The following is a 14023-nucleotide window of genomic DNA, read 5'->3' as shown; positions in this document are numbered from 1 at the left end:
GCCATAGCTTGAAACGCCTGGTCTCGGAACCGCACATCCGCGGGGCGGAATCCAGGCGGTTAATGCCATAATGCGCTCGTGCTGAAAATACCCTACGAACTATGGATAGGCGCCCGCTATGCCGGGTTGGCCCGAATCCGCCAGCGACGCGGCCGCCGCGATCGCTTCATCTCCTTCATCGCCGCCAGTTCCATGGCGGGCATTGCGCTGGGCGTTGCCGCCCTGATCGTCGTGCTGTCCGTGATGAACGGCTTCCAGAAGGAAGTGCGCGACCGCATGCTGTCGGTGCTGCCGCACATCGAACTCTACATCCCCGGCGCGGCGCCGGAGCGGGTGCTGGAGAGATGGCAGGAGTTCGCTTCCGCCGCCGAGAAGAATCCCGCCGTCAAGGCCGGCGCTCCGTTCGTGGCGGCGCAGGGCATGCTGGTGCGCGGGCAGGCCTTGCGCGGCGTGCAGGTGCGCGGCATCGATCCGCAGACCGAAGGCAATGTGTCGGACCTGCCGCGCCAGATGGTGTCGGGCAAGCTCGCCGACCTCAAGCCTGGCAGCTTCGGCGTGGTGCTGGGCAATGAACTGGCCGACGGCATGGGCGTCAAGCTGGGCGACACGCTCCTGATGATGGCGCCGCAAGGCTCGATCAGCCCGGCGGGCTTCACGCCGCGCATGCGCCAGTTCACCGTGGTGGGCGTGTTCTCGTCCGGCCACTACGAATACGATTCTTCGCTGGCCTTCGTCGACGACGAGGACGCCGCCCGCGTGTTCCGCGACAGCGGCACCGCCGGCGTGCGCCTGCGCATCGCCGACATGCAGCGCGCGCCGGAAGTGGCGGCCGAATTGCAGAAGGTGCTGCCGCCCTACATGATGGCCAGCGACTGGTCGCGCAACAACCGCACCTGGTTCGCGGCGGTGAAGACCGAAAAGCGCATGATGTTCCTGATCCTGGCGCTGATCGTGGCCGTGGCCGCGTTCAACCTGCTGTCGTCCCTGGTCATGGCCGTGAAGGACAAGCAGTCCGACATCGCCATCCTGCGCACGCTGGGCGCGGGACCGCGAGAAATCGCCCGCATCTTCCTGGTGCAAGGGGCGCTGATCGGCGTGATCGGCACGCTGCTGGGGGTCGCGGGCGGCATCCTCATTGCCTATAACGTGGACGTGATCGTGCCGTTCATCGAAGGTCTGCTGGGCGTGCATTTCCTGCCGCGCGAAATCTATTTCATCAGCGCCTTGCCGTCGGATCCGCAGATGGGCGACATCGTCACCATCGGCGTGACCTCCCTGGTGCTGTCGCTGCTGGCGACCCTGTACCCCAGCTGGCGCGCCTCGCGCCTGCAACCCGCACAGGTGCTGCGCCATGACTGACATGCTGACTCCCGCGCTGCAGGCCGACAACATCGTCAAGGTCTACGACGAAGGCCCTGCGCGCATCGAAGTGCTGAGCAACGTCAGCCTGACCGTGGCGCGCGGCGAAATGGTCGCCATCGTCGGCGCCTCCGGCTCCGGCAAGAGCACGCTGCTGCATATCCTGGGCCTGCTGGACGTGCCCACCAGCGGCTCGGTGTCGGTGGACGGCCAGCTTGCCGTCGGGCTGTCCGAGGCTCGCAAGAGCGCCGTGCGCAACCGCAGCCTGGGTTTCGTCTACCAGTTCCACCACCTGCTGCCGGAGTTCTCGGCGCTGGACAACGTGGCGATGCCGCTGATCGTGCGCCGCGAGAACCGCGACAAGGCGCGGCAAGCCGCGCACGAGGTCCTGGGCATGGTGGGCCTGGCCGCGCGCGAAGGTCACTTCCCGGGCCAGCTGTCCGGCGGCGAACGGCAGCGCGTGGCGCTGGCGCGCGCCCTGGTTACGCGGCCCGTCTGCGTGCTGGCCGACGAGCCCACCGGCAACCTGGACCGCCACACGGCGCACAATATGTTCGAACTGCTGACGCGGGTGAACCAGGAGTCCGGCACGGCGTTCGCCATCGTCACGCACGACCCGGAACTGGCCGCCCGCGCCGACCGCCAGCTGCTCATGGAAAACGGCCGCCTGGTTTCGGGTTAAGGCGCGCCGGGGGGATAATCCGGGCAAGGAGGTCGCGCCCATGCTGATCGATACCCATTGCCACCTGGATGCCGCCGAGTTCGACGCCGACCGCGAGCAAGTCGCCGACGGCGCCTGCCAGGCAGGCGTGCAGTCCATTGTGATTCCAGCGGTCGAACGCGCCAATTTTTCCGCGGTGCGCGAGCTGGCCGGCAAGACGGCCGGCGGCGCCTATGCGCTGGGCATCCATCCGCTATACGTCCAGCGCGCCAGCGACGCCGATCTGGAAGCGCTGCGCGCTGCCGTCAAGGATGCGCTGGGCGATCCTCGCTTCGTCGCCATCGGCGAGATCGGCCTGGATTTCTTCGTTCCCGAAATAGCCTCCGGCGAACCGCGCGAGCGCCAGGAGCGCTTCTACGCCGCGCAACTGGCGCTGGCTGCCGAGTTCGGCCTGCCGGTGCTGCTGCACGTGCGCAAGTCGCAGGACATCCTCTTGAAGTACCTGCGCCGCCATCCGCGCATCGGCGGCATTGCGCACGCCTTCAACGGCAGCGCGCAGCAGGCGCAGGCATTCATAGACCAGGGATTCGCGCTGGGCCTGGGCGGCGCCATGACCTATGAGCGCGCCTTGCAGATACGCCGCCATGCGGTGGACGTGGACCTGGCGCACCTGGTGCTGGAAACCGATGCGCCGGACATCCCTCCGGCCTGGCTGCATCCGCCGCAGCGGCGCAATGCGCCTGCCGAACTGGTCCGCATCGCGGCCACGTTGGCGGAATTGCGTGGCATCACGCCGGCGCAGGTGGCCCATGCCACCACCGCCAACGCCATGCGTGTATTGCCGCGGCTGCCGGCCGCGATCCTGGCCGACGCCGACTGATCGACCCTGGCTTCAGCCGTTCAGGCGCGGCAGTTCCAGCCGCACGCTCAGCCCCTGTGGCGAAATATTGCGGGCCGACATCCTGCCCTTGTGCGCGGCCACGGCGGCCTGGGCAATCGACAGGCCCAGTCCGGCGCCGCTGCCCGGCTTGCGCGCGCCCGAGGCGGTGCGATAGAAGGGCTCGAACAGCGATTGCAGCTCTTCGGCGGCCACGCCGGGCCCATGATCCTCGATCTCCAGGCAGGCTTCGTGCGCGTTCGACAGCAGGCGCACGCGGATCGCGCTGTGCGCGGGCGCAAAGCGCAGGGCGTTGCGCAGTACGTTCTCGATGGCGCTGGCCAGGCTGCAACGGTCGCCGACCAGGGGCACGGGCGCATGTTGGCTCCACTCTATGCGGATCTGCCGGCCGCCAGCCTCAAAGCGTGCATCCTCGACGACGTCCGACACGAGTTCGGCCAGGTCCAGGGTGTCAGTAGGCACGGGCAGGGCGCCCAGGCGCGCCAGCCGCAAGGTGTTGCCGACCAGCGCGTCCAGGCGTTCGCATTCGAGTTCGATGCGGTCCAGCTGCAGATCCTGGCGCTCGTCCTTGCGCCGCGCGAGCTCCGCCGCCAGCCGCAGCCGTGCAAGCGGCGAACGCAGTTCGTGTGCGATGTTGTGCAGCAGTTGTTCGCGCGTGTCGACCAGCGCCTTCAGCCGGTCGGCCATGGCGTCGAAGTCGCGCGCAAGCTGGCCCAGTTCGTCCTTGCGGCGGGCCAGCTTGGCGGGCGTGTGCGCATCCAGCCGCCCCGCGGACAGGGCATGCGTGGTCTGGCGCAACTGCGCCAAGGGCGCCGTCACGTGGCGGCTCAGGGCCCAGCAGAACGGTGCGGTCACCGCCAGCGCGAACAGCACCAGGGCCAGCGCCACGGGCGACAGGGCCAGCACTTCCCAATGCGATGAATCGAACGGCAGGAACAGCAGCAGCAGTTGCGAACCATCGGGCAAGACCAGCTTTTGCGGTTCCCACCAGGAAACGCGCTCGCCGGTGGGGTCGGCGGGAAGGTAGTCGGCTTTCGGCGAACGGTCCGGCCCGGCGCGGAAATCGCTCAGCCAGTCTTCCATGCGGGCGGGCAGCCGCCGGCCCAGGATGTCCTTGTCCTGGGCGTCCATGACGTAGATCTTCAGCGCCGAGTAGCGCCGGTCCATGGCTTCGACCCAGCGTTCCAGGCCATCCACGCCCTCGCTGCGGGCGATCTGCGCAGCATCGCGCGTGAGATTGCCGGGATTCAGGCCATCCAGGGAATTGAAGCGGTACCAGGCGACCGCGGCCGTCAGCACCATGCCGCAGACCAGGATGACGGCCATCGCACCCCAGAAGGTCAGGAAGGCGCGTCCGAATAGCGAGCGGGTGGGCAGCCAGGCCATCAGTCAGCGCCCGCCAGCACGTAACCCAGGCCGCGCAGGTTGCGGATCGCCAAGGTCTCGGCGCCGCCGTCGCTGCGCAGCTTCTTGCGCAGCGAGCTGATGTGGGTGTCGATGCTGCGGTCGTAGCGGTCCGGCTTGCGGCCCAGCGCGTACAGGCCGATCTGGTCGCGCGCGACCACTTGGCCGGGCGTGCGCATGAGGATTTCCAGGATGCGCTGTTCGGCGCCGGTCAGCGGGATTTCGCTATCGCCCATCCGCAGCACGCCGGTGGCGGCGTCCAGCGACACTGCGCCCAGCGCCAGGGCGGGGCGGACCGTGTCCGGCACTTCCTCGAAACGGCGCAGCACGGCCGTGATGCGGGCCTTGAGTTCGCGCGGACTGAAGGGCTTGGCCAGGTAATCGTCGGCGCCGAACTCCAGGCCCAGCACGCGGTCCGTCTCGCCGCCGTGGGCGGTGAACATGATGACCGGCCGGCGCGAGCGCTGGCGGTATTGCTTCAGCAGATCCAGCCCGTTGCCGTCGGGCAGCATCAGGTCCAGCAGCACCAGGTCGTAGTCGTCCTGAGCCAACAGGGCCAGGCCCTGCGTGCCGCTATGCGCCAGGGTGAGCTGGCAGTGACCGGGTTCCAGGTACTCGCGCAGCATCTGCGCAAGCTCGACATCGTCGTCAATCAGCAGGATGCGGCGAGTCGCCGGTGCGTGGGAAAAAGGCATGCGTGTCGTCGGTTCTGCATCCGGCAGTTTGGCTTATGGCCGCGGGCCGGAGTGTCAAGAAGTTCAAAGAAGATAAAAGTTGCGGAAAGCGTGTTGCTGGCTCCCGGCAGGTCCAATTCTAATATGAGAATGGTTTTCATTAATAAATACGGGGCAGGACGGACGCCGCACGCGGGGTGGGGCGCGGGCCTGGGACGGGAGAAACTGGAATCATGAGCAGCAAAGAATTGGTCGCCGGCCGGCGCGGTCCGGGTTCGCGCACGCAGTTGGCGGCAGCCCTGTGCGCAGCGGGTTTCGGCGTGGCGCAGCCCGCGTGGGCGCAGAGCGCCGACACCGCAAAGACGCTGGATACCGTGGTGGTGACGGCCTCGGGTTATGAACAGCAGATCCAGGATGCGCCGGCATCGATCAGCGTGATCACCCGCGAGGACCTGGACAAGAAGTTCTACCGCGACATCAACGACGCGCTGGTGGACGTGCCAGGCGTGATCGTCACCGGCGGCGGCGATCGCCAGGACATCAGCCTGCGTGGCATGGGCCCCAAGTACACGCTGATCCTGATCGACGGCAAGCGCCAGAACTCGCGCGAGACCCGCACCAACTCGGACTCCACGGGCGTCGAAGGCGGCTGGACCCCGCCGCTTTCCGCCATCGAGCGCATCGAGGTGGTGCGCGGCCCCATGTCCTCGCTGTACGGCTCGGACGCCATGGGCGGGGTGATCAACATCATCACGCGCAAGGTGCCTTCGGAGTGGGGCGGCGAGATCCGCCTGGACACCACCATCCAGGAAAGCAACAAGTCGGGCGACATCTACCAGGGCAACTTCTACCTGTCCGGCCCGATCAAGACGGACCTGCTGGGCCTGCAGATCTACGGCCAGGCCACGCAGCGCGACGAAGACGACATCGTCGACGGCTTCCGCAAGCGCAACTCGGAAAGCGTCACGGCCAAGCTGGCGCTGACGCCCAACCGCGACCACGACATCGTGCTGGAAGCGACCACCATGCGCCAGAAGCTGCACGAAACGCTGGGCAAGACGGTCGAGCCGCTGCCGCCCGGCCAGGCTTGCGGGCGCAATGGTTGCCCGGCCTCGTCCGATACCGACTACCGCAGCAACAAGTGGGCGCTGTCGCATACCGGACGCTGGGGCTGGGGCGTGTCGGACAGCTATGTGCAGCAGGAAGAGTTCGACAACCGCTCGCGCCAGATGAAGATCAAGAACCTGGACATCCAGACGAGCTGGACCTTGCCCCTGGGTTCGCACATGCTGACCCTGGGCGGCAGCTACCTGAGCCAGCGCCTGAATGACCAGACCGGCAACCAGCTGGCCAACGGCCCCAGCAAGGTGGACCGCTACCAGTGGGCCTTGTTCGCCGAAGACGAATGGCGCCTGACCGAGACCTTCGCCGTCACCACCGGCCTGCGCATGGACGAAGACGAGAACTTCGGCACGCACTTCAGCCCGCGCCTGTACGGCGTCTGGCACATGGCCGACCGCTGGACCCTGAAGGGCGGCGTGTCCACCGGTTTCCGCGCGCCCGACCTGCGCCAGACGGTGGCGGGCTGGGGCCAGGTCAGCCGCGGCGGCAATATGTACGGCAACCCGGACCTGACGCCCGAGAAGTCGGTGACCGAGGAAATCGGCATCCTGTATGACGACGGCGAAGGCTTCAACGCCGGCCTGACGATCTTCAACAACGACTTCAAGGACAAGATCACCCGCGTGGCTTGCCCGGCGACCCAGTGCACGGACGGCCCGAACCAGTTCGGTTCGGACCCGACCACCTACATGAACGTGGACAAGGCCAATTCGCGCGGCGTGGAAGCCAACCTGAAGCTGCCGCTGTCGCGCGACTGGTCCCTGACCAGCAGCTACACCTTCACCAAGTCGGAGCAGAAGTCGGGCCAGTACAAGGGCCAGCCGCTGAACCAGCTGCCCAAGCACCTGTTCACCACCACGGTGAACTGGCAGGCCTCGGACGCGCTGCAGGCATGGGCGCGCCTGAACTACCGCGGCAAGGAAAGCCAGCCCATCACCGGCCCCTCGTCCTCGTCGGTGGTCGCGCCTTCCTACACGTTCGTGGACCTGGGCGGTTCGTACCAGGTGAACAAGACGGTGGCGGTGTACGCCGGCATCTACAACCTGTTCGACAAGCAGGTCACGTACGACGACTACGGTTACGTCGAGGACGGCCGCCGCTACTGGCTGGGCGTGGGCGTCAAGTTCTGAGTTTGAAAGGGCGCCTGGCGCCCGCAACATGAAGAGGTACGCATGAAGAAGCAAATGCAGGCAGGCCGCGTCCGGCGTTGGGCGATGCAGGCCGGGGCCGCGCTGGTCCTGGGCGCCGCCACGGCGGTATGCGCCGCGCAGGCGACGGTGCCGGTGAAGCACGCGCGCGGCGAAACCGCCGTGCCGGCCAACCCGGCGAAGACAGTGGTGATGGACCTGGCCGTGCTGGACACCCTGCATGCGCTGGACGTAAACGTGGCGGGCGTGCCGACGGTGGCCAAGTGGCCGCCGCAGCTCAGCCAGTATGCCGATCAGCGCTACCTGAAGGTGGGGTCGATGTTCGAGCCCAACTACGAGGTGATCCACGCCGCCGCGCCGCAACTCATCTTCGTCGCGGGCCGCTCCGCGCCAAAGTACGACGAGCTCGCCAAACTGGCGCCCACCGTGGACCTGACGGTCAATGCGAAGGACCTGGTCGGCAGCGTGACGCGCAACACCGAAACGCTGGCCGCCATCTACGGCAAGCAGGATGTCGCCAAGACCAAGCTCGACGCCCTGCGCGCTTCGATCGCGGACCTGAACGGCAAGGCGGCCAACGCCGGCACCGCGCTGATCGTGCTGACCACTGGCGGCAAGATGAGCGCCTACGGTCCGGGTTCGCGCTTCGGCGTGATCCACGACGCCTTCGGCATCAAGCCGGCGACGACGGGGCTGAGCGTGTCGAACCACGGCCAGGCGATCTCGTTCGAGTTCATCGCCCAGACCGACCCCGACTGGCTGTTCGTGATCGACCGCGACGCCGCCATCGGCCGTGAAGGCGTGTCGGCCCAGCGCATGCTGGACAACGAGCTGGTGCGTCCGACCAAGGCCTGGAAGAACAAGCGCGTGGTTTACCTGAACGGCTACAACTGGTACCTGCTGGGCAGCGCGGGCCTGACCGCCATGCAGCAGAACGTGGACGAGATCGCGGCCGCGCTGGCCGCGGGCAAGTAAAGCCTGATGCGTGAGCGGCGGGAGTAATCGCGGGTGAGTTGGCGGCAGTCGATAGGCGGTTGGGGCGGGCTGGCGGCGGCAGTGGGCTTGCTGCTGGCCCTGTGCGCGGCCAGCGTCAGCCTGGGCGCGGGGCAGCTCAGCCTGTCCGCGCTGTGGGGCAATGGCGACGAGGCCGAGCGCGCCTGGCGCCTGCTGATGGTCAGCCGCATTCCCCGCACGCTGGCCTTGCTGCTGGCCGGCATGTCGCTGGCGGTGGCGGGGCTCATCATGCAGATGCTGGTGCGCAACCGCTACGTCGAACCCACCACGGCCGGCACCGTGGAGTCCGCCACACTGGGCATACTCGTGGTCACGCTGCTGGCGCCGGATACGCCCGTGATCGGCAAGATGCTGACGGCCACGGGCTTTGCGCTGGCGGGCACCCTGCTGTTCCTGGCGCTGCTCAAGCGCGTGCCGCTGCGCACGCCCTTCATCGTGCCGCTGATCGGCCTGATCCTGGGCGGGGTGATCCACGCCGCCACCACCTTCGTCGCCTACCGCTACGACCTGCTGCAGTCGCTGCACGCCTGGACCACGGGCGATTTTTCCGGCGTGCTGCGGGGACGTTATGAACTGCTATGGATAGGCTTCGGCCTGGCCTGCGCGGCTTACGCGGCGGCCGATCGCTACACCGTGGCCGGCATGGGCCGCGAGTTCGCCGCCAACCTGGGCTTGAACCATGCGCGGCTGACGCTGGCCGGACTGCTGATCGTGTCGGCGATTTCGGCCGTGGTGGTGGTGACGGCGGGCGGCATACCCTTTCTGGGCCTGATCGTGCCCAACGCCGTCAGCCTGGTGCTGGGCGACAACATGCGTCGCTCCATTCCCTGGGTGGCGGTGCTGGGCGGCGTGTTCGTGCTGGCCTGCGACGTCATCGGCAGGCTGGTGATCCATCCCTACGAGATTCCCATCGGCACGGTGGTCGGCGTGCTGGGCAGCATCCTGTTCCTGTGGCTGTTGCGCACGCGGAGGAACCGGCTTGGCTGAACTCGCCATCTCCGCGCCGGCGCCGGTCCGTGCGCCGCAAACCTGGCGTCTGTGGCTGCTGGGCGCTCTTGCGCTGATCTGCGCCATCGCCTTCATGACGCTGGGCGCCAACGGCCAGTGGTCCTTCGTGATTCCGTTCCGCGGCGCCAAGCTGGCGGCGATGCTGCTGGTGGCCTATGCCGTGGCGGTGTCGTCGGTGCTGTTCCAGACGATCACCCACAACCGCATCCTGACGCCGGCCATCATGGGCTTTGACGCCCTGTACCTGCTGATACAGGCCGTGGTGGTGTTCGGCTTCGGCCAGGCGGCCACGGCCGCCAGCCATCCGGTGGCCGCCTTCCTGCTGGAGGTCGGCGCCATGACGGCGTTCGCCTGCCTGCTGTTCCGCTGGCTGTTTTCGGACGCGGTGCGCAGCCTGCACCTGATGATGCTGGTGGGCATCATCTTCGGCCTGTTGTTTCGCAGCCTGTCCAACTTCGTGGTGCGGCTGATCGACCCCAATGAATTCCTGGTGTTGCAGGACCGCATGTTCGCCAGCTTCAATACCGTGCGCGTGGGTTTGCTGCCGATCGCGCTGGCCGCGGTGTGCGCGGCGTCGCTGCTGGTGTGGCGCATGCGGCGGCGCTACGACGTGCTGGCGCTGGGCCGCGACATTGCGGTGAACCTGGGCGTGGACTATCGCCGCACGCTGATGCTGACGCTGGCCGCCATCGCGGTGCTGGTGTCGGTGTCCACCGCGCTGGTGGGGCCGGTGACATTTTTCGGCCTGCTGGTCAGCAACCTGGCCTATCAGGCCATGGGGTCCGACCGGCACCGCCACACGGTTCCAGCGGCCGTGCTGCTGAGCGTGATCTTCCTGGTGGGCGGCCAGACGCTGCTTGAACGCGTGCTGGGCCTGAATACCACCGTCAGCGTGGTGATCGAATTCCTGGGCGGGCTGATGTTCCTCGTCCTGATCCTGCGCAGGGGGCGCCGATGATAGAGATCCAGCAAGTCAGCAAGCAGTACGGCGACAGCGTGGTGGTCGACGACGTCAGCCTGTCGCTGCCCGCGGGGGGCGTGACGGCCATCATCGGTCCCAATGGCGCGGGCAAGTCCACGCTGCTGTCCATGGTCAGCCGGCTGCTGCCGATGTCGGCGGGCCGCGTGCTGGTCGAGGGGCTGGACGTGACCCGGGCCGACAGCCGCGAACTGGCCCGCCGCCTGGCCATCCTGCGGCAGGATAATCACTTGCCGCTGCGGCTGACGGCGAGGGACCTGGTCGCGTTCGGCCGCTATCCGCACACGGGCGGCCGCCTGACGCTGGACGACAAGGCCCACATCGACCGCGCCATCGCCTACCTGAACCTGGAGCCGCTGGCCGACCGCTACCTGGACGAGATGTCGGGCGGGCAGCGCCAGCGCGCCTTCGTGGCGATGGTGCTGTGCCAGGACACGCGCTACGTCCTGCTGGACGAACCCCTGAACAGCCTGGACATGAAGCACGCCGTCGCCATGATGGGCACCTTGCGGCGCGCGGCGGACGAGCTGGGCAAGACGGTGGTGCTGGTGCTGCACGACATCAACTTCGCGTCCACATACGCGGACCGCATCGTGGCGATGCGGGCGGGGCGCATCGCGCATCAGGGGACTCCGGCCGAACTGGTCCGGCCGGAGGTCCTGAGCGAACTTTACGAGCTGCCGATCGAGGTGCACGAGATCGGCGGCCGGCGCATCTGCGTCTACTACCGCCAGCCTTAGCGGCTGAGGTCCACCGCGTAGCGCGACAACTGGGTCACGGAGTCGGGCGTGGCGTCGTGCACCGTGACGTTGTCCACGCCATGCGCCGCGGCCATGGCCAGGGTGCCCGGCACCGACGAAAACACCACCGGGCCGGCCAGGGCGCCCACCCGCGCAAAGCGCCAGCTGCGGTCCAGGCCGTAGGTCGCCAGATCCAGGTCCGGGTGCTTCCTGATGTAGCTGATCAGCACGTCGCGGCTGGCGTCCGGGGCTTGCAGCACGATGTCTCCCTTGCCGCCGGCCAGGCCGGGGAAGTCGCCGCCGCCGCTGGCGCGGTAGTTGTTCGTGACCACCAGGAACTGCGCGGCGGGGTCTAGCGGCGCGCCCTGGTACGTCAACTTCGTGATGCGCGAGCCCTTGGGGCGGGTGACGTCGATTTCATACCGCAGGGCATTGCCCGCGGCATACAGCACGTCGAAGTTGAAGGTCGGGAAGCCCGTGTCGATCAGGTCCTGCGGCGCGACCTGGCCCGGGTCGATCTGCCTGAACTGCTCGGCAGTCTTCTCCAGCCACTGGCGCACGATGTCGCCGCTGACCCGCACCACTTGCAAGGTGTTCGGGTACAGGTAGAGATCGGCGGCGTTATTGATGGCGATGTTGCCCTGCTTTACGTAGGTGAAGTCGCCCGGACCGTTGCGTCCGCCCTTGAAGGGCGCAGCCGCCGACAGGATGGGCAGGGCGGCGTATGACGGCTTGTTCTTGGCGATGTAGTCCGTCAGATAATCGATCTGCGCCATGTTGACGATCTGCAGCGCCGACACGTCGCCCGCCAGCGCGTAATAGGTCGCCATGTCGAACCGGCTTTGGCCGATGGGCGTTTTGACATAGGAAATGGTGGCGGCGTGTTCAGCCTGCACCAGCTGTTGCACGGCGGCATCGGGTTCGACGTAGGTCGCGGGCGTGGCGCCGTTCTGCGCGGTCAGGCGCGTGGAGATGCGCTGCACGCGCGTGGCGTCCTTCTGCACCTGCCAGCCTTTGTCATAGGCAAGCTTGAGCGTGATCTGGCCGAGGTTGTTGCCCCATTGGCCGGCCTGCACCGCCGGCACGCCGTTGATCAGGCCTTTCTCCAGATTTATGCCGGGCTGGCCCGCGAATTGCGACTTGGCATTGGTGTCGGGGAACAGCAGGTGCTGGTGGCCGGTGATCAACGCATCGATACCGGCCACCTGGCTCAGGTAGCCGGCGCCGTTCTCCATGGCCGGGCTGTACTCGGTGAGCATGTCGATGCCGCCATGCGCCAATGCCACCACCAGGTCCGCGCCGGCCGCGCGCATTTCCGGCACGTAGCGCTGCGCCGATTCCTTCCAGCCGGCGACTTCCACGTGGCCTTCCAGATTGGCCTTGTCCCATTGCAGGATGGGCGGGGGCGCAAAGCCGATCACGCCGACTTTCAGCGCGACCTCGATCTGCTTGCCGTTGGGGTCGGTGGCCTTGAAGGTCTTGTTCAGCAGGACCCAGGGCTTGAAGATGGGCTGTTTGCTGGCGGCGGACACCACGTTGGCGGAGACGAAGGGAAAGCCCGGCGCCGCGCAGTCCTTGGCGCCGGCGGAATTGGTCTGCGCCGTGCCCTTGCCGATGCCGGCCAGCCCGAAGTCCGTATTCGTGACTTGCGACAGGAAGGGCAGGCCGTAGTTGAACTCGTGGTTGCCCAGCGTGGCCGCGTCATAGGCCAGCAGCTTCATCTGCTTGTAAATCGCCAGCATGTCGCTGCATTGCACCGGCGCCACCAGCGCCTGGTAATCGGACAGGGCCGTGCCCTGGATGGTGTCGCCGTTGTCGAACAGCAGGGTGTTGGCGTTCTCTTTGCGGGCATTGGCGATCAGCGTGGCCGTGCGGTCCACGCCGTAGCTTTTGTCCTCGGCCAGCTTGTAGTAGTCGTAGCCCAGCACGTTGGCATGCAGGTCGGTGGTGCCGAGGATGGCCACGTCCAGCGTGGAACCCTGGGGCACGCTCGCCTGCGGCGGCGTCTGCGGCGCGTCATCGTCGTCATCATCGCCGCCACAGGCGGCCAGGCCCGCCAGCAGCGCGGCGCTGGCGGACATCGCAAGGATCTTTCCTAGATTCGGCTTCACCGTCTTTCCTCCGGGTTTGAAGGAAAGAAATTCTGGGGACAGTGTGTGACCCGCCCGTGACATGAGCGGATGCCGCGGTGTCCCGCCTAGCGCAGCGGCGATTCGCCGCCGAGGTCGTCCGCATCCAAAGCCGCCAGCGCATCCAGGAAGCGCCACGCGAAAGATCCGGGTCCTTCCGCCTGTGCGCCGGCGCGCCGCCCCGCGATGGCGAAGCACGACAGGGCGGCGACGGCCGCGGAAAACGGGTCATTCCTGGATACTGCGGCGCAGGCGCCTACGACCGCCGTCAGCGCGCAGCCGGTGGCTGTGACGCGCGGCATCAAGGGCGAGCCGCCCACGATGCGGACGGCGCGCGTGCCGTCCGTGACGTAGTCGGTCTCGCCCGTCACTGCCACAACGGTTCCGCGGTGGGCGGCGATGGCATGCGCGGACTGCTCCGCCTGCGAGACCGCGTCGCGCGAGTCCACGCCCTTGCTGGCGCTTTGGCCGCCGGCCAGCGCGATGATCTCCGAGGCATTGCCGCGAATGATAGCGGGCCGCAAGTCCAGCAGGCGCTGCACAGCGTCGCGGCGGAATGCGGTGGCGTGGTGCGCCACCGGATCCAGCACCCAAGGTATGCCGGCTTCGTTGGCCGAGGCGGCGGTCAGCAGCATGCTGTCCAGCCAGGGCGAGGACAGGGTGCCGATGTTGATCACGACCGCGCCGCAGACGCGCGCGAACTCGGGCGCTTCTTCTTGCGCGTGCACCATGGCGGGCGAGGCGCCCATGGCCAGCAGCACGTTGGCCGCGGTGTTCATGGAAACGAAATTGGTCAGGCACTGCACCAGCGGCGCGTCGCGGCGCAGGGCGGCGACCAGGTCGCGCGAGATCAGCGCCTGGGTGGAAAGGTCAGGAATGGATTGCAT

12 protein-coding genes are annotated in these 14023 nt (G+C 67.4%); 8 read left to right on the top strand and 4 right to left on the bottom strand.

What is annotated here, in order from left to right; all coding sequences use genetic code 11:
• The first annotated feature begins 126 nt into the window (after positions 1 to 126).
• Genes IB257_RS06830 through IB257_RS06820 form a run of 3 tightly spaced genes read left to right on the top strand, consistent with a single transcriptional unit; the run spans position 127 to position 2900 of the window.
• A complete protein-coding gene (locus IB257_RS06830; protein ID WP_233564600.1) occupies positions 127 to 1359 on the top strand; it encodes a lipoprotein-releasing ABC transporter permease subunit in 1233 nt (410 codons plus the stop codon).
• Positions 1352 to 2041, top strand: coding sequence for an ABC transporter ATP-binding protein (locus tag IB257_RS06825; RefSeq protein ID WP_054456159.1), 690 nt, complete (start codon positions 1352 to 1354; stop codon positions 2039 to 2041). Before IB257_RS06830 ends, IB257_RS06825 begins: the two co-directional genes overlap by 8 nt.
• A 40-nt stretch (positions 2042 to 2081) precedes the next feature.
• Complete coding sequence (locus tag IB257_RS06820; RefSeq protein ID WP_192492082.1) at positions 2082 to 2900, top strand: TatD family hydrolase; 819 nt, start codon at positions 2082 to 2084, stop codon at positions 2898 to 2900.
• A gap of 12 nt (positions 2901 to 2912) precedes the next feature.
• On the opposite strand, the gene IB257_RS06815 is transcribed toward IB257_RS06820, so the two are convergent.
• Both IB257_RS06815 and IB257_RS06810 read right to left on the bottom strand, forming a co-directional pair.
• Positions 2913 to 4304, bottom strand: a complete 1392-nt coding sequence (locus tag IB257_RS06815; protein ID WP_054456162.1) for an ATP-binding protein — start codon at positions 4302 to 4304, stop codon at positions 2913 to 2915.
• Positions 4304 to 5017, bottom strand: a complete 714-nt coding sequence (locus IB257_RS06810; protein WP_192492081.1) for a response regulator transcription factor — start codon at positions 5015 to 5017, stop codon at positions 4304 to 4306. The genes IB257_RS06815 and IB257_RS06810 overlap by 1 nt, the downstream gene beginning before the upstream one ends.
• Before the next feature lie 212 nt (positions 5018 to 5229).
• Here IB257_RS06810 and IB257_RS06805 point away from each other — a divergent pair, with 212 nt between their 5' ends.
• The 5 genes from IB257_RS06805 to IB257_RS06785 are packed head-to-tail and all read left to right on the top strand — an operon-like array spanning position 5230 to position 11007.
• Positions 5230 to 7248 carry a ligand-gated channel protein gene (locus tag IB257_RS06805; protein WP_119451239.1) on the top strand — a complete coding sequence of 673 codons (2019 nt, stop codon included), beginning with the start codon at positions 5230 to 5232 and terminating at the stop codon, positions 7246 to 7248.
• Positions 7249 to 7290: 42 nt separating this feature from the next.
• Complete coding sequence (locus tag IB257_RS06800) at positions 7291 to 8241, top strand: siderophore ABC transporter substrate-binding protein (protein ID WP_082401124.1); 951 nt, start codon at positions 7291 to 7293, stop codon at positions 8239 to 8241.
• Positions 8242 to 8274: 33 nt separating this feature from the next.
• Positions 8275 to 9267 (top strand): ABC transporter permease, encoded by a 993-nt coding sequence (locus IB257_RS06795; protein ID WP_054456168.1) that lies wholly within the window; start codon positions 8275 to 8277, stop codon positions 9265 to 9267.
• Positions 9260 to 10246 carry an iron chelate uptake ABC transporter family permease subunit gene (locus IB257_RS06790; RefSeq protein ID WP_175181406.1) on the top strand — a complete coding sequence of 329 codons (987 nt, stop codon included), beginning with the start codon at positions 9260 to 9262 and terminating at the stop codon, positions 10244 to 10246. Before IB257_RS06795 ends, IB257_RS06790 begins: the two co-directional genes overlap by 8 nt.
• Positions 10243 to 11007, top strand: coding sequence for an ABC transporter ATP-binding protein (locus IB257_RS06785; RefSeq protein WP_119451240.1), 765 nt, complete (start codon positions 10243 to 10245; stop codon positions 11005 to 11007). Before IB257_RS06790 ends, IB257_RS06785 begins: the two co-directional genes overlap by 4 nt.
• On the opposite strand, the gene IB257_RS06780 is transcribed toward IB257_RS06785, so the two are convergent.
• Entirely contained in the window at positions 11004 to 13088 is a 2085-nt protein-coding gene (locus tag IB257_RS06780; RefSeq protein ID WP_175162184.1) for a 5'-nucleotidase C-terminal domain-containing protein, read from the bottom strand. The two genes, IB257_RS06785 and IB257_RS06780, sit on opposite strands and share 4 nt — an antisense overlap.
• A gap of 116 nt (positions 13089 to 13204) precedes the next feature.
• Positions 13205 to 14023 carry a hydroxyethylthiazole kinase gene (gene thiM, locus IB257_RS06775; protein WP_192492080.1) on the bottom strand — a complete coding sequence of 273 codons (819 nt, stop codon included), beginning with the start codon at positions 14021 to 14023 and terminating at the stop codon, positions 13205 to 13207.

The organism is Achromobacter sp. ACM03, from assembly GCF_014851665.1.
Taxonomy (GTDB): Bacteria; Pseudomonadota; Gammaproteobacteria; order Burkholderiales; family Burkholderiaceae_B; genus Achromobacter; species Achromobacter aegrifaciens.
Note: the sequence above shows the minus strand (reverse complement) of the source record. Positions and strands in the feature narration are given on the sequence as shown.

What these genes read in the sequence shown, in the direction of transcription:
- IB257_RS06800 (WP_082401124.1), top strand. Translation starts at nt 7,291, where the DNA reads ATGAAGAAGCAAATGCAGGCAGGCCGCGTCCGGCGTTGGGCGATGCAG.
- IB257_RS06785 (WP_119451240.1), top strand. Translation starts at nt 10,243, where the DNA reads ATGATAGAGATCCAGCAAGTCAGCAAGCAGTACGGCGACAGCGTGGTG.
- IB257_RS06820 (WP_192492082.1), top strand. Translation starts at nt 2,082, where the DNA reads ATGCTGATCGATACCCATTGCCACCTGGATGCCGCCGAGTTCGACGCC.
- thiM (WP_192492080.1), bottom strand. Translation starts at nt 14,023, where the DNA reads ATGCAATCCATTCCTGACCTTTCCACCCAGGCGCTGATCTCGCGCGAC.
- IB257_RS06780 (WP_175162184.1), bottom strand. Translation starts at nt 13,088, where the DNA reads ATGTCCGCCAGCGCCGCGCTGCTGGCGGGCCTGGCCGCCTGTGGCGGC.
- IB257_RS06825 (WP_054456159.1), top strand. Translation starts at nt 1,352, where the DNA reads ATGACTGACATGCTGACTCCCGCGCTGCAGGCCGACAACATCGTCAAG.
- IB257_RS06815 (WP_054456162.1), bottom strand. Translation starts at nt 4,304, where the DNA reads ATGGCCTGGCTGCCCACCCGCTCGCTATTCGGACGCGCCTTCCTGACC.
- IB257_RS06805 (WP_119451239.1), top strand. Translation starts at nt 5,230, where the DNA reads ATGAGCAGCAAAGAATTGGTCGCCGGCCGGCGCGGTCCGGGTTCGCGC.
- IB257_RS06810 (WP_192492081.1), bottom strand. Translation starts at nt 5,017, where the DNA reads ATGCCTTTTTCCCACGCACCGGCGACTCGCCGCATCCTGCTGATTGAC.